16 protein-coding genes and 1 pseudogene are annotated in these 19,160 nt (G+C 67.8%); 8 read left to right on the top strand and 9 right to left on the bottom strand.

Going from position 1 to position 19,160, the window contains the following annotated elements; translation table 11 throughout:
• The first annotated feature begins 2 nt into the window (after positions 1-2).
• Complete coding sequence (locus ACV22Z_RS04430) at positions 3-743, top strand: response regulator (protein ID WP_448075073.1); 741 nt, start codon at positions 3-5, stop codon at positions 741-743.
• Complete coding sequence (locus tag ACV22Z_RS04425) at positions 740-2,059, top strand: ATP-binding protein (RefSeq protein WP_448075072.1); 1,320 nt, start codon at positions 740-742, stop codon at positions 2,057-2,059. Before ACV22Z_RS04430 ends, ACV22Z_RS04425 begins: the two co-directional genes overlap by 4 nt.
• Here ACV22Z_RS04425 and ACV22Z_RS04420 read toward each other — a convergent pair.
• Together ACV22Z_RS04420 and ACV22Z_RS04415 are read right to left on the bottom strand one after the other, a co-directional pair.
• Positions 2,056-2,673 (bottom strand): alpha/beta fold hydrolase, encoded by a 618-nt coding sequence (locus ACV22Z_RS04420; RefSeq protein WP_448075071.1) that lies wholly within the window; start codon positions 2,671-2,673, stop codon positions 2,056-2,058. The genes ACV22Z_RS04425 and ACV22Z_RS04420 overlap by 4 nt on opposite strands.
• 26 nt (positions 2,674-2,699) lie before the next feature.
• Positions 2,700-3,434, bottom strand: coding sequence for a metallophosphoesterase family protein (locus tag ACV22Z_RS04415; RefSeq protein WP_448075070.1), 735 nt, complete (start codon positions 3,432-3,434; stop codon positions 2,700-2,702).
• A 336-nt stretch (positions 3,435-3,770) separates the two neighbouring features.
• Between ACV22Z_RS04415 and ACV22Z_RS04410 the strand changes: the two genes are divergently transcribed.
• A complete protein-coding gene (locus ACV22Z_RS04410) occupies positions 3,771-4,964 on the top strand; it encodes a porin (protein WP_448075069.1) in 1,194 nt (397 codons plus the stop codon).
• 460 nt (positions 4,965-5,424) lie between these two features.
• Here the strand turns inward: ACV22Z_RS04410 and ACV22Z_RS04405 are convergent, their stop codons facing one another.
• Positions 5,425-5,676 (bottom strand): hypothetical protein, encoded by a 252-nt coding sequence (locus ACV22Z_RS04405; protein ID WP_448075068.1) that lies wholly within the window; start codon positions 5,674-5,676, stop codon positions 5,425-5,427.
• Positions 5,677-5,731: 55 nt separating this feature from the next.
• Between ACV22Z_RS04405 and ACV22Z_RS04400 the strand changes: the two genes are divergently transcribed.
• A complete protein-coding gene (locus ACV22Z_RS04400) occupies positions 5,732-7,648 on the top strand; it encodes an SMP-30/gluconolactonase/LRE family protein (protein ID WP_448075067.1) in 1,917 nt (638 codons plus the stop codon).
• A 39-nt stretch (positions 7,649-7,687) separates the two neighbouring features.
• On the opposite strand, the gene ACV22Z_RS04395 is transcribed toward ACV22Z_RS04400, so the two are convergent.
• The 5 genes from ACV22Z_RS04395 to ACV22Z_RS04375 form a co-directional block, all read right to left on the bottom strand.
• Positions 7,688-8,674, bottom strand: coding sequence for a c-type cytochrome (locus ACV22Z_RS04395; protein WP_448075066.1), 987 nt, complete (start codon positions 8,672-8,674; stop codon positions 7,688-7,690).
• Positions 8,671-9,444, bottom strand: a complete 774-nt coding sequence (locus tag ACV22Z_RS04390; RefSeq protein WP_448075065.1) for a c-type cytochrome — start codon at positions 9,442-9,444, stop codon at positions 8,671-8,673. The genes ACV22Z_RS04395 and ACV22Z_RS04390 overlap by 4 nt, the downstream gene beginning before the upstream one ends.
• Before the next feature lie 49 nt (positions 9,445-9,493).
• Entirely contained in the window at positions 9,494-10,684 is a 1,191-nt protein-coding gene (locus ACV22Z_RS04385) for a molybdate ABC transporter substrate-binding protein (protein WP_448075064.1), read from the bottom strand.
• Between the two features lie 8 nt (positions 10,685-10,692).
• Positions 10,693-11,484, bottom strand: a complete 792-nt coding sequence (gene tetH, locus ACV22Z_RS04380; RefSeq protein WP_448075063.1) for a thiosulfate dehydrogenase — start codon at positions 11,482-11,484, stop codon at positions 10,693-10,695.
• A gap of 245 nt (positions 11,485-11,729) precedes the next feature.
• Positions 11,730-13,922, bottom strand: a complete 2,193-nt coding sequence (locus tag ACV22Z_RS04375; RefSeq protein WP_448075062.1) for a TonB-dependent siderophore receptor — start codon at positions 13,920-13,922, stop codon at positions 11,730-11,732.
• A gap of 373 nt (positions 13,923-14,295) precedes the next feature.
• Between ACV22Z_RS04375 and ACV22Z_RS04370 the strand changes: the two are divergent.
• A pseudogene (locus ACV22Z_RS04370) lies at positions 14,296-14,454 on the top strand (hypothetical protein); the annotation flags it as partial.
• A gap of 123 nt (positions 14,455-14,577) precedes the next feature.
• On the opposite strand, the gene ACV22Z_RS04365 reads toward ACV22Z_RS04370, so the two are convergent.
• Positions 14,578-15,324: a TetR/AcrR family transcriptional regulator gene (locus tag ACV22Z_RS04365; protein WP_448075061.1), complete on the bottom strand. Its 747-nt coding sequence runs from the start codon at positions 15,322-15,324 to the stop codon at positions 14,578-14,580.
• Positions 15,325-15,503: 179 nt separating this feature from the next.
• On the opposite strand from ACV22Z_RS04365, the gene ACV22Z_RS04360 reads away from it, so the two are divergent.
• The 3 genes from ACV22Z_RS04360 to ACV22Z_RS04350 are packed head-to-tail and all read left to right on the top strand — an operon-like array spanning position 15,504 to position 19,134.
• Positions 15,504-16,685 (top strand): isovaleryl-CoA dehydrogenase, encoded by a 1,182-nt coding sequence (locus ACV22Z_RS04360; protein WP_448075060.1) that lies wholly within the window; start codon positions 15,504-15,506, stop codon positions 16,683-16,685.
• Positions 16,686-16,725: 40 nt separating this feature from the next.
• Positions 16,726-18,333 carry a carboxyl transferase domain-containing protein gene (locus tag ACV22Z_RS04355; protein WP_448075059.1) on the top strand — a complete coding sequence of 536 codons (1,608 nt, stop codon included), beginning with the start codon at positions 16,726-16,728 and terminating at the stop codon, positions 18,331-18,333.
• A gap of 15 nt (positions 18,334-18,348) precedes the next feature.
• Complete coding sequence (locus ACV22Z_RS04350) at positions 18,349-19,134, top strand: enoyl-CoA hydratase/isomerase family protein (RefSeq protein ID WP_448075058.1); 786 nt, start codon at positions 18,349-18,351, stop codon at positions 19,132-19,134.
• Positions 19,135-19,160: the final 26 nt, after the last annotated feature.

Below are 19,160 nucleotides of genomic sequence, written 5' to 3'. Positions count from 1 at the left end.
CCATGGACAAGACCGACCACGTGTTGATCGTCGACGACGATCGCGGCATCCGCGAGCTGATCGCCGGCTACCTCGAGAAGAACGGCATGCGCGTCTCGCTGGCCGCGAACGGGCGCGAGATGCGCGCCGTGCTCGACAGCGGCGCGCCCGACCTGATCGTGCTGGACCTGATGCTGCCCGGCGAGGACGGCCTCGTGCTGTGCCGCGAGCTGCGCGTCGGCAAGTTCCGCGCGGTGCCGGTGCTGATGCTGACCGCGCGCGGCGAAGAGACCGACCGCATCGTCGGTCTCGAGATGGGCGCCGATGACTACCTCGCGAAGCCATTCGCGGTGCGCGAGCTGCTCGCGCGGATCCGCTCGGTGCTGCGCCGCACGCGGATGCTGCCGCCCGGCATGCAGGTAACGGAGACGGCCGAGATGCTCGGTTTCGGCGAATGGCGGCTCGATACGACCGGGCGGCACCTGCTCGACAGCGACGGCACGCTGGTCGCGCTGAGCGGCGCCGAGTACCGGCTGCTGCGCGTGTTCCTCGATCATCCGCAGCGCGTGCTGACGCGCGACCAGCTTTTGAATCTCACGCAGGGGCGGCAGTCCGATCCGTTCGACCGGTCGATCGACCTGCTCGTCAGCCGCCTGCGGCAGCGCCTGCGCGACGGCGCGCGCGAGCCGCGCTACATCAAGACGCTGCGCAACGAGGGCTATGTGTTCTCGGCGGCGGTCACCGTCATCGAAGGCACGCCATGACGCCGCGCGTGACGTGGCGGTGGCCGCGCACGCTGTTTGCGCGGCTCGCGCTGATCCTGTGCGTCGGCCTCGCGCTCGCGCAGGCGCTGTCGTTCTGGCTCACGCTGACGGAACGCGACCAGGCGACGACCAACATGATGATGGGCTACATCGAGCGCGAAGTCGCGAGTTCGGTCGCGCTGCTCGACCATCTGCCGGCCGGCGAACGCGCGGCGTGGCTGCCGCGCCTCGCGCGGCGCAGCTACCGGTTCGTTCTCGGGCCGGGCGAGACCGGCACGCCGCCGGAGGCGCGGCTGTCGGCGAGGGTCGAGCAGTCGATCTCGGACGGCATCGGCGGCGCGTATCCGCTGACCGCGAACGCGATTCCCGGCGACCGCGAACATCTGCAGGTGCATCTGCGGCTGACCGACGGGTCGCCGCTGACGATCGACATTCATCCGATGTCGACGGTGCCGCTGTCGGGCTGGCTGCCGTTCGTGCTCGTGCTGCAGCTCGCGGTGCTCGCCGCGTGCTGCTGGCTCGCGGTGCGGCTCGCGACGCGGCCGCTGAAGCAGCTCGCGCAGGCCGCCGATGCGCTCGGCCCGGACCTGAAGGCCGAGCGGCTGAGCGAGGACGGCCCGTCGGAAGTCGCGCGCGCGGCGCGCGCGTTCAACGCGATGCAGGACCGCATCGCGCAGTACATCGCCGAGCGCATGCAGATTCTCGCGTCGATCTCGCACGACCTGCAGACGCCGATCACGCGGATGCGGCTGCGTGTCGACGTGATGGACGACGACGTGCAGGGCGCGAAGCTGCGCCAGGACCTGATCGAGATGGAAACGCTCGTGAAGGAGGGCGTTGCGTATGCGCGGACCTTGCACGGTGGCGCGGAGGCGGCGCGCCGCATCGACCTCGACGCGCTGCTCGACAGCATCGTGTGCGACTACGTCGATGCGGGGCAGGCGGTCACGTTGCAGAGCCGCGTGACGATCGCGCTCGTCACGCGCCCGCAGGCGCTGCGCCGCATCGTCGGGAACCTGGTCGACAATGCGCTGAAATTCGCGGGCTCGGCTGATATCGGCGTGACGGCCGCGCCCGACGGCGGCGCGGTCGTCACTGTGTGCGACAGCGGGCCCGGGGTGCCGGACGATATGCTCGAAGCGGTGTTCGAGCCGTTCCGGCGCATCGAGACGTCGCGCAATCGCGAGACGGGCGGCACCGGGCTCGGGCTCGCGATCGCGCGGCAGCTCGCGCTCGCGATGGGCGGCGTGCTGACGTTGCGGAACCGGCCGGAAGGCGGGCTCGAAGCGCGGCTGGTGTTGCGGAGTCTCGATTAGCGCGGGCTTTGCCGCAGATGCGCGTCGATGAGCGGCGCAAGTTCATCCGCATGCACGGCGGCGAGATCGTGCCGGCCGCCTTCGACTATGTGCAGCCGCGCGTCGGGCAGCCGCTCGAGCAGACGCCGGCCGGCCGCGACCGGGCTGATCGGATCCGCATCGCCCCACAGCAGCAGCGTCGGCTGCGCGACCCGTCCCAGCTCCGCCGACAGATCGGCGCGGAACGTCACGAACCAGTCCGGCAGATGCGGGTTCGCGGCGACGAAACTGGTCTGCCACTCTTGCGCGCCCAGGCCATGCATGTCGAGCCCGCCGGACGTGACTGTCAACACCAGATGCGTGACGCGTTCCGGTTTCTCGAGCGCCGCGCGCAGCGCGATCACGCCGCCCATCGATTGGGCGATCACCGCCGTCGGCTGATCGATGTGTCGCAGCACGTGTTGCACGAGGCCGTCAAAATCGCCGACGTCCGGATCGCCGGGCTCCGTACCGAAACCCGGATAGCTGACGATCCGTCGCGCGGCAGGGTGGGTGAGCCGATCAGCGAGCGGTTGCCAGAATGCGGTGCTGCCCGATGCGCCCGGCAGGAAAAGAAGCTGCGATGGAACCGGCATGGTGGTGGTTGGATTCTCGATAGGGTTCAGCACCGTCCGCTACGCAGCGCGACGGACCATTCGTGGCGCCCGATCGATTCCGCGGTGGCGGCGGCCGCGTCCCAATCGTATTCGACTGCGTGGAATTCGACGGCCCAGCCGGACGCCGTGCGCGAGGCCATCGCATAGCGCGCGTGCGGCGAGCCCGTTTCGATCTTGTGCGGGAACGGCAGGTCGTCTTCATAGGCCTGAAGGCCGACGCTGCCCGGATTGACGATCGTGCGTCCGTCGGCGAGCGTGAGCGCGCGCGGCACGTGCGTGTGCCCGCACAGAATCAGCGACGCCGACGCATCGCCTGCGCGCCGCGCGACTTCGTCGGGCGTGGCCGCGCGGCAACCGGACGCGGTGACGGTTTCCAGGAAGTAGTCGAGGTCGCTGTCGGGCGTGCCGTGGACCATCAGCACGTCGTCGTCGAGCGTCAGTCGGGCAGGCAGGCTGGCGATCCACGCGAGCTGATCGTCGCGCAAGGTATCGTGCGCCAGGCGGTCGGACAGGCGCATCGATTCGCGATTGCCGGCCAGCACCTGACGCTCGTGATTGCCCTTGATGGTCGGCAAGCCGAGCGGCATCAGGCGGTCGGCCGTTTCGCGCGGGTACAGCGCGCCGGACAGGATGTCGCCAAGATTGACGATCACGTCGGCACCGCGCCGGCGAATGTCGTCCAGCACGGCGTCGAGGGCGGCCAGGTTGCCGTGGATGTCGGAGAGCGCGGCGATTTTCATGGGCGGGCGTCGTGGCACGGAGTGGCGATTGTCGTCAATTCCTGGTGTGTCGTCCAATACGTGCCGTGCGCATCAATCGGTCGACACCTCGATGTGGCGCGATTCGAACGAGCCCGCGACCATCTCATTTTCCGCAATAAATTCTTTCCACCATTCCACTTTCGTGTGGAACCGGTTCCATTTACCATCGGCGGCCACGACGGGAGGTCACCGCGTGCGCCTTCGTGCACACGTCATCCCGCGCAAAAGCCGGCGGCGAAGCATCGCCGGTCACTCGTCAAACTCGCAACTCGTCCCTAGAACAACGGGTTCAACGCCCGGAGACAAGCCACAACCATGAACAAGCATCTCGTCGCAGCGCCGCTGCTGCTCTCGCTCGTCGGTATTGCGTCCGCGCAAAGCTCCGTCACGCTGTACGGCATCGTCGATTCGGGCGTCATCTATCGCAGCAACGAACGGGTCGGCTCCGCGGGCGCCTACACGGGCCACTCGAACGTCGCGCTCACGACCGGCAACCTGTCCGGAAGCCGCTGGGGCATCAAGGGCGCAGAGGATCTCGGCGGCGGCCTGCGTGCGCTGTTCGTCCTCGAGAACGGCTTCGACATCACCAACGGCACGTCCGGCCAGGGCGGCCGCCAGTTCGGCCGACAGGCGTTCGTCGGCATCGGCAGCGACCGCTACGGCTCGGTGACGCTCGGCCGCCAGTACACGTCGCTCGACGATTTCGTGAGCCCGGTCGCGCCGTCGTCGTATATCGGCGGGTTCGGCGCGCATCCGGGCGACATCGACGATCTCGATCAGACCGCGCGCGTCGACAATTCGATCAAGTACACGAGCGCGAACTACGCGGGCTTCACGTTCGGTGCGCTGTATGGCTTTGGCGGCCAGCCGGGCAGCATGAAGCAGCGCAACACGTGGAGCGTCGGCGCCGCGTATGCGGCGGGCCCGCTGCGCGTCGGCGTCGGCTACGAGCGCTCGGACAACAGCAAGAGCGGCCCGGCCGACCCGACGGTCGGCAAGTGGCAGAGTGCCGACGACGGCCTGTTCAACTCGTCGATCAACGAAGGCTACGCGAGCGCGCAGTCGCAGCAGATCATCGCGACCGGCGCGACCTACGACTTCGGGCCGGCGGTGGTCGGCGTGAACTACAGCAACGTGCAGTACCGCAGCGGCGACGGTTCGCTGTTCTCGGGCCACGCAACCTTCAACGTCGCGGGCATCTACACGCGCTGGAACGTGCGGCAGCAGACGCAGCTGTTCGCCGGTTACAGCTACACGCGCGGCAGCGACGTGAACGGCCTCGACGATCGCGCGCAGTATCACAACGTGACGCTCGGCGCGGTCTACGACCTGTCGAAGCGAACCAGCGTGTACCTGCTCGGCGCGTACCAGCACGCGTCAGGCATGACGCTCGACGCGCTCGGCCGTCCGGTGGCCGCGACCGCGTCGGTGTCGGACAAGGCAAACGGCCATTCGTCGGATTCGCAGTCGCAGGCGATCGTCAGCGTGGGCCTGCGTCAGCGGTTCTGAGGCGCGGCGGGCGGAGCAGAGGCCGTCCGCTGCGCGTGCCTGACGATATCGGGGCCCGCGCCTCGACGTCAGGTTCTGCACCGCCGGCCACGCAAGTGACGCGGCGGCATCCGCACATCGAGTAGGCCTCGCGGCTCCACATCCCTATACTTGGGCCTCTTCTCAAGGAGGTCCAAGGTCACGAGCGCAATCCGTTCGATGCCTGTGCGGCGCGCTGCCCGCCACGCCGCGTCGCGCATCCTGACGCATCCGATGCGAAGCCGCATCGAGCGCATCGCATCTCATCTCATGGCCGCCCCGTCGACGCGCACCGGCCGACCCGCGGCAGTACCCCCAATCGCGCGTTTCGTCACGGCCGCGCCTCGAATCCTGCGCATACTCCCGCCACCGCAGCGGCCGCCCATTCACCGCGACCGGCGCATTCCCTGAAAACAGATTGCCGTTAGATTAATTTTTGCTTTCATTGCGATTTCTGTTTTGGAATGATTGCGTCAATTATCCGGAAGGAAAATGGAATGCGCAGTAATGCGAAAAAATGACCATATTGCCTAAAGTGTGCGGCAGAAAATGCCGAAAAAGGCACGCATGAGCGGCCGCCGGCCAAGTCGTTCAGAGCAATGACCATTCTTGAAGAAAAAGGCCTCCACGGCCGCGCGCATGTCGCCCACAATTCGTCACGAGCACGACGAAAATGCTGGCAGAAATCACCCATGTTTCATGTTCCGTGATTTAACCATTCGCGAAACGACAGTCTGGAGTCAAATCTCATGTTCAGTAAACAATTGCGGGCAGCGTTTCTCGGCGCATTACTCGCGGTGATTGCGACGGCCGGCCATGCGCAATACACGACCGACTGGCTCGCGAATACGTTCGGCACGCTGGCGCAGCACGTCGGCAACGGTGCGCGGTCGATGTGGGTGGCGCCGGAGGGCGTCGTCTATACGTCGTCGCGCTGGGACGAGAACGCGGGCGGGATGGCGATGTACCAGAACGGCCAGGGCATCGGCACGATCGGCATCCACGACGAGTTCCAGGGCGGCGCAATCACCGGCAACGCGTCGTCGATCTTTGTCGCGCTCGGCTACAACCGGACGTTCGGCAGCGGCTCGGTCGGGCGCTACAACCGCTCCACGAATACCCGCGACTTGCGGATACCGGTCAGTGTATGGACAGGCGTTCAGTACGCCGACGTGATCACCGGGCTCGCGACGGCCGGCACGCTGCTCTACGTGAGCGACTTCTACGGCAACCGCGTGCGCGTGTATACGACCGGCGGCGTCTGGCAACGCGATATCGGCGTGCAGGGCCCCGGCGCGCTCGCGCTCGATGCCGCGGGCAACCTGTGGGTCGCGCGCAAGAGCGCGGGCGTGGTCGTGCAGTACAGCCCGACGGGCACGCCGATGAATACGATCCAGATGGCGTCGACGTCGCGGCCGTCCGCGCTGTATTTCGACGCGCCCGCCGGGCAGCTGCTGGTCGGCGACGAAGGGCCCGACATGAACATCAAGGTCTACAACCTGATCGGCCTGCCGCTGCAGGCCGGCACGTTCGGCGTGCAGGGCGGCTACCTCGACACGACGACGGGCATCAAGGGGCAGGTGGGCGACAAGCGCTTCACCCGCGTGGCGGGGATCGGCAAGGACGCTGCCGGCAACCTGTACGTGCTGAACAACGCGTGGGGCGGCGGCTGGGATCTCGGACGCAACGGCAGCACCGACCTTCATTCGTACAGCCCGACGGGCGCGCTGCAATGGAAGCTGCAGGCGCTGAACTTCGAGGCGATCGCCGCGCCGGATCCGGCAACCGACGGCGCGCTCTTCTTCAGCGGCAACAACGTCTATTCGGGCACCGCGGGCGGCACGTTCGTCGCGAACACGATCGACCCGTTCAGCTATCCGAAGGATCCGCGGCTCGACATGAAAGACTACCAGCGCGGCCAGCACTTCGGCCAGCTCGTGACGGTCGGCGGCAACCGGATTCTCGTCGCGTCGGGCCAGAATCCCGGCAACTTCAATTTCTATTACTTCACCGCCGCGAGCGGCTACATCGCGATTCCGGCCGGCTCGATCCCGGGCAAGCCGTTCAACACGACGCTGCAGGTCACGGCGGGCTTCGCGATCGACGGCAACGGCGACATCTGGGCTGGCCTCAACGGCGCGAACAATATTGCCCGCTACCCGATGACGGGCTTCGACGCGACCGGCAAGCCGTCATGGGGCAAGCCGACGACGACGCCGGTTCCGGCCACGGTGGCGCCGCTCACGCGCATCATCTACCAGGCGGACAGCGACACGATGATCCTCGCACAGGGCATCGCCGGAAGCTGGGACTGGACCGCGATGAACGGGCACATCGAGGTCTATCACGGCTGGAAGGCCGGCAACACGACCGCGCCGAACCCGGTGATCAACCTGACGAGCGCCAATCCGAAATCGATCGCGGCGGCCGGCCACTACCTGTTCGTCGGCTACGTGCATACCGTGCCGAACATCGACGTGTTCGATCTCAACACGGGTGTGCTCGTTACGACGCTGACCAACTCGAACACGTCGGCGATGGACGTCGGCAACGACGTCGACTCGATGTACGGCATCCGCGCGTACCTGCGCTCGACCGGCGAGTACGTGATCACGAAGGACAACTACAACGGCACCAGCATCGTCGTGTATCGCTGGCATCCGTGATCGCGCCGGCGCGGCTGACTCACTGATTCACTGCAGGCTTCACTGCGGTCCGGGCGCGCCGAGCACATGGCCGTTTACGGTCCGGCCGTACATCGAGTCGGGCGTGTCGTGGAAGCGCGCGCGCGTCGCGTCGACCGACCCCGTGAAGCGCGGGTCCTGCGGACGTTCGTGGCTGTCCATGAAGGTCGCGACGTCCCACGCCTGCTGGTCGCTCAGCGTGCCGCCGAGCCCGAGCGGCATGTTGGCCTTGATGAAGCCGGCCGCGTTCCGGATGTCGCCCATGCCCGCGCCCCAGTTGAACGAGCGCGCGCCCCACAGCGGCGGGAACGCAGTCTTGCCGCCGCTCGATTGGCCCTGTCCGTCCGCGCCGTGACACAGCGCGCAATGCTGCGCGTAGATCGCGGCGCCGCGCGCGTAGTCGGCCTTCAGCGCGGGCGGCGGCAGCTTCGGGAAGCCTTGTCCGGACAGCTTCTCGCCGATCGGCGCCCCCTTCGCGAGCCAGTACGAATACGTTTCCAGCGCAACGAGGATCGGGTCGCCGTTCGGCGGCGCCTTGCCGTTCATGCTGTATCGGAAACAGCCCTGCAGGCGTTCGGCGAACGTGTTCACGTGCCCGTTCTTGCTCCGGTACGCGGGATACAGCGGATAGGCGCCCCACATCGGGCTCGAATCCGCGCGGCGGCCGGCGTCGAGGTGGCAGCTTGCGCAGGTCAGCCGGTTGCCGACGTACTTGCCGGCGAATTCGGGCGTGTGCATGAAGATCTGCTCGCCGAGTTTCACGGTCTTGCCGAAGTCGTCGTTCGGCATCGCGGATTCGGCGGGCGGCGTGAACGGCTTCGCGGGCGTTGGCGTTAGTGTTGGCGTCGCGGAGCCCGAGCCGGAGCCGGATGCGGATGCGGATGCAGATGCAGATGCGGGTGCGGGTGCAGCCGACAACGTATCACTCGCCGCGAATCCCGGCCCGCTGGCGGCCACGCACAACAACGCAGCCAACGCGCGGCGATGCAACTGGAGTCGATCGGTCACGGTGTCCCTCCTTGCGATGCCGAAGCGGCCGGCGGCAGCGTGCCAGTGCCGGCGTCGATACGGGCGTCAGTGCGGGTGTCGATATGGGCGTCGGTGTGTGCGTCGGTGTGTGCGTAATAGGCGGCCACGGCGTCGATGTCGGGGCCGGACAGCTTGCTGGCGATCATCGGCATCAGCCCCATCGGTCCGGGCGGACGCATCCCGTGTTTCCAGCCGTTCAACTGATTCGCGAGATAGGCGGCCGGCTGGCCGGCCAGCGGCGGAAACGCGGTTCCCACGCCGATCCCGCCGGGCCCGTGGCATTGCGCGCACGCGGGCAGCCCCTGCGTCCAGCGGCCGCGCGTCGCGATCCATGCACCGGTATCCGATGGTGCGGCCAGCCCGTCGTCCCTGATTGTGATGCCGGGTGGCGCGGGCAGCGACGCGAAGTACGCGGACACGGCGTCGCGTTCGTGGGCGGACAGCAGTTTCGCGAGCGGCTGCATGACCGGATTCTGACGGCTGCCATCGGCGAACGCGGCCAGTTGCGCGGACAGATACGCGGCCGGCACGCCCGCAAGACGCGGGAAACCGGCCGCCGCGTTGCCTTCGCCGTTCGCGCCGTGGCAGCCGATGCAGGCTGCGGCGCCGGTGGTCGTGCCATTCGTTGCGATGGTCTTGCCGAGCGCCGGGTCGTCCGCGTACGCGCCGGACATGGCCGACAGCAGGCCGAACCCGGCCAGCCACGCGGCAACGCATCGGCGACGCGGCTTCACGATCGAATCGTTCACGTCTCCTCCTGTGCGGGGTCGCATTTCGTTGTTGTATGCGGAAGCACGCTCAGCTTGCATCGGCCTGGTCGCGCGGCGAGGCTTGGGTGCTCGTGCTCGTGCTCGTGCTCGTGCTCGTGTTCGTGTTCGTGTTCGTGTTCGTGTTCGTGTTCGAACCCGAACCCGAACCCGAACCCGGACGCGTGCCGGTAGCCGACACCGGCGCTGCACCCGATGCGCCGTCATAGCGTCCGAAGCCGTAGCGCTGGAAGATCCGGTAAGCATCCGGCGACCGGATGAACGCGAGCCACTGGCGGGCCGCTTCCGGATGCGGTGCGTCTTTGACGAGCGCGCCCGCGTAGATCGCGGTGGTGTTCTGGTCGGCAGGAATGTCGACGTTGCCGATCGGATGCCCGGCCTGCTCCTGGAACATTGCTTCGGACTTCCAAAGCACGCCCGCGTCGGCGCGCCCCAGCATCAGGAACAGCGCCGTCTCGCGATGATGGATGTGGGTCAGCTCGGTCGTGCCCGCCCGCACCTTGTCGTCGTAGACGGTGCGCGCGAGCGTGTCGCCGCCTGCCTTCACGAGCGACGCATTGATCTGCCGCGCGACACCCTCGAACTCGGGATTCGGCATAGCGAGCCGCAGCCCCGGCTTCGCGAGATCGGTCAGCGATGCGATGCGTTGCGGGTTGCCAGCGCGCACCATGATCGTCAGCTGGTTCGTCACGTACGGCACGGCGGGGCCCGTCAGCGTGCCGTCGGCGATCAGCGCGTTGACCTTCGCGAGCCCCGCGAAATACGCGTCAGGCTTGACTGTCCACGTCATGTTGCCGACGGTGATCGTGCCACCGGCCTTGATCTGCCTGACGAGCAGGCCCGGCGGAATCGTCTCCCAGTAGATTCGCCCGCGGTATTCGGGGTGGTCCGCTTCGAACTTCGCGACGAGCGGCGCCATCGCGAAAAAGTAGTTGCCGCCGACGAACAGCACGAGCTTCGGCGCGCTCAGGTCGCCGTGGAAATCGGCGAGCACGTCGACCTGCGGCACAGTGAATTCGAGGCCGCGGTTCGGCGCGTCGTTGTTCGCGCCGTGCTGCCATGGCGGGAAGACGTCGGTCTGCGCGGCCGCCGCCGCAGGCGTCGCGAATGCGGCGTGCGCGGCGATGCCCAGCCAGCCCGCCAGCACCGCATGCAGGATGCGGCGGGGGCGTCGCGTGCCGCGGCTGCCGTGCGGCTGCGCCGGCGCGTGGGTCAATGCCATGTCGATCCTCATTTTGCGTACGAGAAACCGGCGCGCTGCAGTTCGGGCAGCGTGCCGACCGCGCCGGGCGTGACGATCGCGCTCGGGATGATGTGGTTGGTCAGGTCGGCGGCGAGCGCATCGAGCGGCAGCTTGTCCGGGTTCGCATTCGCGCCGTCGAGCCGCTCCGCGAGTTCCCAGATCGCGTTGTGGCACGACAGGAACACGACGCCGCGCTGCAGCAGCGCGGCGATGCTGTTGTCGTGCGCGGAGAACGCGCTGTCGGCGCTTTCGTGATCCTGCAGGCCCTTCGACTGAGCGGGCTTCGCGTCGAGCAGCGTGTTGGTCGGGAATTTATCGCCGGCCAGTTTCGCGAGCGCGTATTTTTCCCACGCGGCCTGGTCGTACAGCGCGAGATGCGCGGTGCCATGCGTGGCCGACACGACCAGGAAATCGGGGTGCCGGAACGACCAGATCTGCGCGTTCAGCGCGTTGCGCATCAGGTTCAGCCACGGCCCGCCGAGCTCGGTGTTGTCCCAGACCTGCTTCGGGCCGCCGCGATAGCCGATGACTTCGGACAGTGCCGCGTGATCCCATTGGTCCGGCTGCTCGAGGATCATCGGCACCGTCTTGAAGTCGCGCCGCCTGGGCGTGGCGGCCAGCCGCCGCGTGAGATCGCCGAGGCGGGTTGCGCCGCCGGGCAGCAGCGATCCGGTGTCGGACGGCGCCGCGTGCGACCGGCTCGCGGCGCCCAGGATGGCCGTGCCGGCCGCGAGGCCGAATGTCTTCAGCGCGCTGCGGCGCGCATGGCGATCGGTCATCGCGTGTCTCCTGACGAAGTTGTTGTCTGGCAGTCGCCGCGTTGCGACGCAGCCGCCCCGACTGCTCAGTCAGTCTAGAGGGGCGCGATCGATAACGAAAGTCGCGAAATCGGATGGGAGGTATTCGAGGGGCCGATGATTGATCGGACGAGTGACGCGGCAGGCTGGCGTGGCGGAGGCCGGATGCCGCGCAGCGTCGATGCGCGGCGTGTTCGCGCCAGACTTTCGCACGCCATCCGAAGCCGTCAGAACGACACCGTCGTCGTCAGCGTGACGAGCCGCGGCTCGCCGACCGCGATGATCAGGTTGTTGTTGCTCGACGGATAGTAGGTCTTGTCGAGCAGGTTCTTCACGTTGAGCTGGATGCGCGTCGGGAACTTGCCGATCGTCGTCTCGTACGCCGCGAACGCGTCGACAGTCACGTAGCCGGGCAGCGTGAAGCTGTTCGCGGTATCGCCGGGCCTTGCGCCGACGAGCCGCGCGCCGCCGCCGAAACGCCAGCGGCCCGGCAGGTTCGCGAGCGTCGTGTCATATACCGCGAACAGGCTTCCAGTGTGGCGCGCGACGTTCATCAGCGGCGTATCGCTGTCGCGGTCGGTCGCGTTCGTGTACGCGTAGCTGCCGATCACGCTCAGGTGGCGCGTGAGCTGCCCGGCGACGTCGAGCTCGATCCCGCGCGAGCGCGCGGTGCCGATCGTCGACGTCACTTCGCCGACGGTTACCGCGACGTTGCGCTTGTCGATCTGGTACACCGCGAGCGTGCCGGTGATCGCGGGCTTCAGCGTGAACTTGACGCCGGCCTCGAGCACGCGCCCGTATTCCGGCGCGAGCGGCGCCGCGACGTTCGACGCGACGTTCGGCTTGAACGAACGGCTCACGTTCGCGTAAGCGGTCAGCGACGGCGTGATCGCGTACGCGAGCCCGAACTGCGGCAGCCACACCTGGCCGTGCGAGCGGTCGGCGAACACGAACGGCCGCCCCTTCCCCGATTCCTGCTGCCAGTCTTCCCAGCGCAGCCCGCCGACCGCGGTGAGCCGGTCGGTCAGGCTGATCGAGTCCTGCACGACCATCGAATACGCATGCACCTTCGACAGGCTGTCGCTCTGCTTCGGGTCCGGCGTGCCGCCGGGCGCGAGCAGGCCATACATGGGGTCGAACAGGTTGAAGCCCGCGATCGCCTTGCCGCGGACCGTGTCGCCGCGGAAGCTGCGCTGGCGCTCGTATTCGCCGCCGATGTAGATCGCATGCTTGATGCCCGCGAGCGTCACGTTGCCGAGCAGGCCGAGCGTCGCGATCTGGTCCGAATCGTTGCGCCCGAGGTTCGCATCCGACGAGCGCATCATCGCGCCCGTCGTGCTGTTGAACGCGGTTGCGCGCGTGATGAACTGCTCGTAGCGGTCGCGTCCCCAGCCGTAGGTCGCGCGCATCCGCCATGCGTCGGACAAGCGGTGCTCGACGCGCGCGCGGAACGTCTCCTGGATGCCGCTGCTCTGCGACCACGCTTCCTCGTAGCGGCGATAGCGCAGCGCATCGTCGAGCTGACCGTTGACGAGCACGGTGCCGCGATCGAACGGCGTCGTGTAGTCGACGTACTGGTAGCTGACGTCGATCGACGTGTCGGCGTCGTGCCACGACAGCGCGGGCGCGATCAGCGCGTCGCGCTGGCGGCCGAACGTGCGCCAGTAGCGGCTCGTGTCGTATTCGCCGGTGAGCCGGAACGCGAGCGTGCCGCCCGCGACCTGGCCCGGCTTGCCGAGCGGGCCCGTGAGGTCGAACGTCGCGCCGCTGCCGCCGTGGTTCGTGCGCGTGGCGGAGATCGAGCCGCCGAACGTGTCCCCCGGCTTGCGCGAGACGAGATTGATCACGCCGCCGGGGTCCTGCATCCCGTAGAGCAGCGACGCGGGGCCTTTCAGCACTTCGACGCGGTCGATCGTCGCGAGGTAGCTGTGCAGAACCGGCGTGCGCACGCCGTCGACGAGCACGGAGCCGTCGTTGTTCGAGCCGAAGCCGCGCTTCGTGAACGCGTCGCGCGTGCCGCCGAGCGTGTTCGTCTGCGTGACGCCGCTGATGTTGCCGAGCACGTCGTCGAGCGAGCGGGCCTGCTGGTCCTGCATCACGCTGCTGCTGACGACGGCAACGGACTGCGGGATCTTCTCGAGCGGCGCGTCCTGCGCGCCTGCGATCGACGTGGTGCGCGGCCGGTAGCCGGTCGTCGGGTCGGCGGCCGCCGACGCGCTGACGCTGATCGCCGGCAACTCGCGTTCGGCGGACGACGCGGCGCGCGCCGCAGGCGATGCCGGCAAGGCGGGTTCGGCTTCGGTTCCGTCGCCGGCGGCCGCATGCGCGCCGCTCGCGACGCAAAGGGTGATCAGGGTGTGCAGGCTTGCGCGCCACGGACGGAGCGTCCGGGCGCGGCGGGGCGTTCGGCGTGAATGCATGAATCGATGACCGATGGAGTGCTAAGGATTGCGCGGCCGGAAGCAGGGCTTCGGCGTGGCTGGAGGCGGCATGATATTGGTAATGAGAATCATTTGCAACAATGGTGGTCAGTGCGCCCATGCTGAGGTGTTGCGGGGCGTTTGCTTGCTGACGGGGCGCAGCGGGCTGCGTGGCGCGACGGACGTCGGCCACGTTCGCCGGGAGGCGATACGGTTCGCCATCGGGGTTCGGCGCGCTGACGACCGATGGCGCGCGGTTCGACACGCATTTCGAAGCGGCCGGCTAGGTGTGGCCGGCTAGGTGCGGCCGGCTAGGTGTGGCCGGCTAGGTGTGGCCGGCTAGGTGCGGCCGGCTAGGCGCGGTCGACCAGGTGTGGCAGACCAGGACGCGCTGAAGATCAAGTTCAACGGGCAACAGATCAAGCCGTTCGAGGCCGCGGAATTCTTCCGTTTCAGTTGCCTGAACGACGGCTATATCGACGCGCCAGTGCTGCCGGGTCTGAAGCTCACGCATTGCCGCGCGATCCGGTGAGATCGTGACATCGCTCGGCCGCGCGCGCCGCCGCCGACGGCGGCTGCGCCAGCCGCACCGGCCACGGCAGTCACGCGCTCGCCGCCGCTGACCGCAGCCGCGCCGTCGCACCGGCCGTGGAACTCATGCGCGTGTGCCGCCGCCCTCCAGCCGCCGCACCGCTTCCGCCACCTCGTTCCTGAACCGCACGAGCGCCGCCTGCTCCGGCGCCGGCGGCTGCACGGCCGCCCACAGCATGTCGATCAGCTGCGCGGCCGTCGTTTCGGTGTCGAGTTTCCGGCGCCCGAGAATCGCATCCCACAGCACGTGCTCGATCGGCCCGAACACCATCGAGCGCAGCAGGCTCAGCGGCAGGTCGGTCCGCACCTGTCCGGCTGCCTGCCCGCGCGCGAGCACGTCCATCAGCGGCGCCGTGTAGCGGCGCTGCAGCGCGGTCAGCTCGTCGCTCAGCGCATGCTGCTTGGCGCGCCCCTCCGACAGCACGAGCGCGCACAGCCCGGTGCCGCTCACGAGCATCAGCCGCAGGTGCGTGCTGACGACGAACGCGAACTGCTGATCGACAGGCGCGCTGAGCGGCATGCCGCTTTCGAACACCGTGATGTTTTCGTCATACCAATCGGCGATCACACGCGCGCACAGCTCGCGCTTGCCGCGGAAGTAGCTGAACACGGTCCCCTCGGATACGCCGACGCGCTGCGCGATCTCGGCGGTCGTCGCGGATTCGTAGCCTTTTTCAGCAAAGACTTCACGTCCGGCGCGCAGGATGTCCTGCACGCGCTGCTGCGATTTGCGGCCGGCGGGCGCGCGCGGCGTGTCGGCGCGGTCGGCTTTGACGGTCTCGGTCATGGTGTCGGGGGCGGCGGCTGTCATGCCGAGATCATATCCGAGTTATCTGAGTGTGACTCAAAAAACTATTGACGCAGGCCCCGGCGAAGCGCGACACTACGCAGAATTTCCGCGGTATTGGCTAACGAATCGGCGCAACAACCGGTTTTGAGCAAAACTCAGAAATCGGTGCGCGCAACGCACTTTCTGGAGACGGAGGAGACATGAGCAACCTGCCCGGCGTGCAATTCATGCTCGGTGAAGACATCGAGATGCTGCGCGACACCGTCGCGAATTTCGCGGCGAAGGAAATCGCGCCGCGTGCGGCGGAAGTCGATCGCACCGATCAGTTCCCGATGGACCTGTGGCGCAAGTTCGGCGACCTGGGCGTGCTCGGCATGACCGTCTCGGAAGAGTACGGCGGCGCGAACATGGGCTACACCGCGCACATGGTCGCGATGGAGGAGATCTCGCGCGCATCCGCGTCGATCGGCCTGTCGTACGGCGCGCACTCGAACCTGTGCGTGAACCAGATCCACCGCAACGGCACCGACGCGCAAAAGCAGAAATACCTGCCGAAGCTGGTGTCCGGCGAGCACATCGGCGCGCTCGCGATGAGCGAGCCGAACGCCGGCTCCGACGTCGTCAGCATGAAGCTGCGCGCGGACAAGCGCGGCGACCGCTACGTGCTGAACGGCACGAAGATGTGGATCACCAACGGCCCCGACTGCGACACGCTCGTCGTCTACGCGAAAACCGACATCGAAGCCGGCCCGCGCGGCATCACCGCGTTCATCGTCGAGAAGGGGATGAAGGGTTTCTCGGTCGCGCAGAAGCTCGACAAGCTCGGCATGCGCGGCTCGCACACGGGCGAGCTCGTGTTCCAGGACGTCGAAGTGCCGGAAGAGAACATCCTCGGCCAGTTGCACGGCGGCGTGAAGGTGCTGATGAGCGGCCTCGATTACGAGCGCGCGGTGCTGTCGGGCGGCCCGACGGGCATCATGGCCGCGTGTCTCGACGCGGTCGTCCCGTACATCCACGACCGCAAGCAGTTCGGCCAGGCGATCGGCGAATTCCAGCTGATCCAGGGCAAGGTCGCCGACATGTACACGACCTTCCAGGCATGCCGCGCGTACCTGTACGCGGTCGGCCGCCATCTCGACTCGGCGGGCAGCGACCACATCCGCCAGGTGCGCAAGGACTGCGCGGGCGTGATCCTCTACACGGCCGAGAAGGCGACGTGGATGGCCGGCGAGGCGATCCAGATCCTCGGCGGCAACGGCTACATCAACGAATACCCGGTCGGCCGCCTGTGGCGCGATGCGAAGCTCTACGAAATCGGCGCCGGCACGAGCGAGATCCGCCGGATGCTGATCGGCCGCGAGCTGTTCGCGGAAACGCTTTAATCCCCACGTCACGCCCACGTCACGCGAACGGAGCCTGTCGATGCCGATCATCGAATCCAAACTGAACCCGCGTTCGGAAGAATTCCGCGCGAACGCCGCCGCGCTCGAGGCGGTCGTCGCCGACCTGCGCGCGAAGATCGAACAGCTCGCGCAGGGCGGTGGCGCGGCCGCGCGCGACAAGCACCTGTCGCGCGGCAAGCTGCTGCCGCGCGATCGCATCGCGCAGCTGCTCGACCCGGGCACGCCGTTCCTCGAGCTGTCGCAGCTCGCGGCGAACGGCATGTACAACGACGATGCGCCAGGCGCGGGCATCATCACCGGCATCGGCCGCATCGCCGGCCGCGAATGCGTGATCGTCTGCAACGACGCGACGGTCAAGGGCGGCACCTACTACCCGGTCACGGTGAAGAAGCACGTGCGCGCGCAGGAGATCGCCGCGGAAAACCGGCTGCCGTGCGTGTACCTCGTCGATTCGGGCGGCGCGAACCTGCCGAACCAGGACGACGTGTTCCCCGACCGTGACCACTTCGGCCGCATCTTCTACAACCAGGCGACGCTGTCCGCCGCGGGGATCGCGCAGATCGCGGTGGTGATGGGCTCGTGCACGGCGGGCGGCGCGTACGTGCCGGCGATGAGCGACGAGTCGATCATCGTGAAGAACCAGGGCACGATTTTCCTCGGCGGGCCGCCGCTCGTGAAAGCGGCGACCGGCGAGGAAGTGAGCGCCGAGGATCTCGGCGGCGGCGACGTGCACACGCGCCTGTCCGGCGTGGCCGACCATCTCGCGCAGAACGACGCGCATGCGCTGTCGATCGCGCGCAACATCGTCGGCCATCTCGCGCCGAAGATCGCGACGCCGGTGACGCTGCACGACGCAAAGCCGCCGCGCTACGACGCGCAGAGCCTGTACGGCGTGATCCCGGCCGACACGCGCAAGCCGTTCGACGTGCGCGAGGTGATCGCGCGTATCGTCGACGATTCCGAATTCGATGAATTCAAGGCGCGCTACGGCACGACGCTCGTCACGGGTTTCGCGCACATCTGGGGCCACCCGGTCGGGATCGTCGCGAACAACGGCATCCTGTTCTCGGAATCGGCCGTGAAGGGCGCGCACTTCATCGAGCTGTGCTGCCAGCGCAAGATCCCGCTCGTGTTCCTGCAGAACATCACGGGCTTCATGGTCGGCCGCAAGTACGAGAACGAAGGCATCGCGCGGCACGGCGCGAAGATGGTGACGGCCGTGTCGAACGCGAAGGTGCCGAAGTTTACGGTGATCATCGGCGGCTCGTTCGGCGCCGGCAACTACGGGATGTGCGGCCGCGCGTTCGGGCCGCGCTTCCTGTGGATGTGGCCGAATGCGCGGATCTCGGTGATGGGCGGCGAGCAGGCCGCGTCGGTGCTCGCGACGGTGCGCCGCGACGGCATCGAAGCGAAGGGCGGCGCGTGGTCGCCTGAAGAGGAAGAAGCATTCAAGCAGCCGATCCGCGACCAGTACGAGCGCCAGGGGCATCCGTACTACGCGAGCGCGCGGCTGTGGGACGACGGCGTGATCGATCCCGCGCAGACGCGCGACGTGCTCGGCCTCGGGCTCGCCGCGTCGATGAACGCGCCGATCGACGACACGCGTTTCGGCGTGTTCCGGATGTAACGAGGAGAGCGGACGATGCGATACGAAACCATCAAGGTCAACGAAGCAAACCGCGTCGCGACCGTCACGCTCGCGCGCCCTGACGTGCGCAACGCGTTCAACGAGACGATGATCGCCGAGCTGACGACCGCGTTCGAATGGCTCGACGCGCACGAAGGCGTGCGCGCGGTGGTGCTGGCGGCCGAAGGCCCCGCGTTCTGCGCGGGCGCGGACCTGAACTGGATGAAGAAGATGGCCGGCTACTCGGATGACGAGAACCGTGCCGATGCGCGCAAGCTCGCGCGGATGCTCGAGGCGATCCACCGCTGCGGCAAGCCGGTGATCGCGCGCGTGCATGGCGACGCGTATGCGGGTGGCGTCGGCCTCGTCGCCGCCGCCGACATCGCGATCGCCGTGGACGGCGCGAAGTTCTGCCTGTCCGAAGCGCGCCTCGGGCTGATTCCGGCCACGATCGCGCCGTATGTCGTGCGCGCGATGGGCGAGCGTGCGGCGCGGCGCTACTTCACGACCGCGGAAGTGTTCGACAGCGCGCGCGCGGCGTCGCTCGGCTTCATTCACGACGCGGTGCCGGCCGACGCGCTCGGCGAGACGGTCGAGAAACTGGCCGCGACGCTCGTCGCGAACGGGCCGGACGCGGTGCGCGCGTGCAAGCGGCTCGTCGCCGACGTCGCGGGCCATCCGCTCGATGCGGCGCTGATCGACCAGACCGCCGACTGGATCGCGCGGACCCGCGCCGGCGCGGAAGCGCGCGAAGGCATCGCCGCGTTCCTGGAAAAGCGCACGCCGTCATGGCGGGCGTGACCGCCGCGCGAAGCGTGAACCCCATC

The organism is Burkholderia sp. PU8-34, assembly GCF_053427725.1.
Note: the sequence above shows the minus strand (reverse complement) of the source record. Positions and strands in the feature narration are given on the sequence as shown.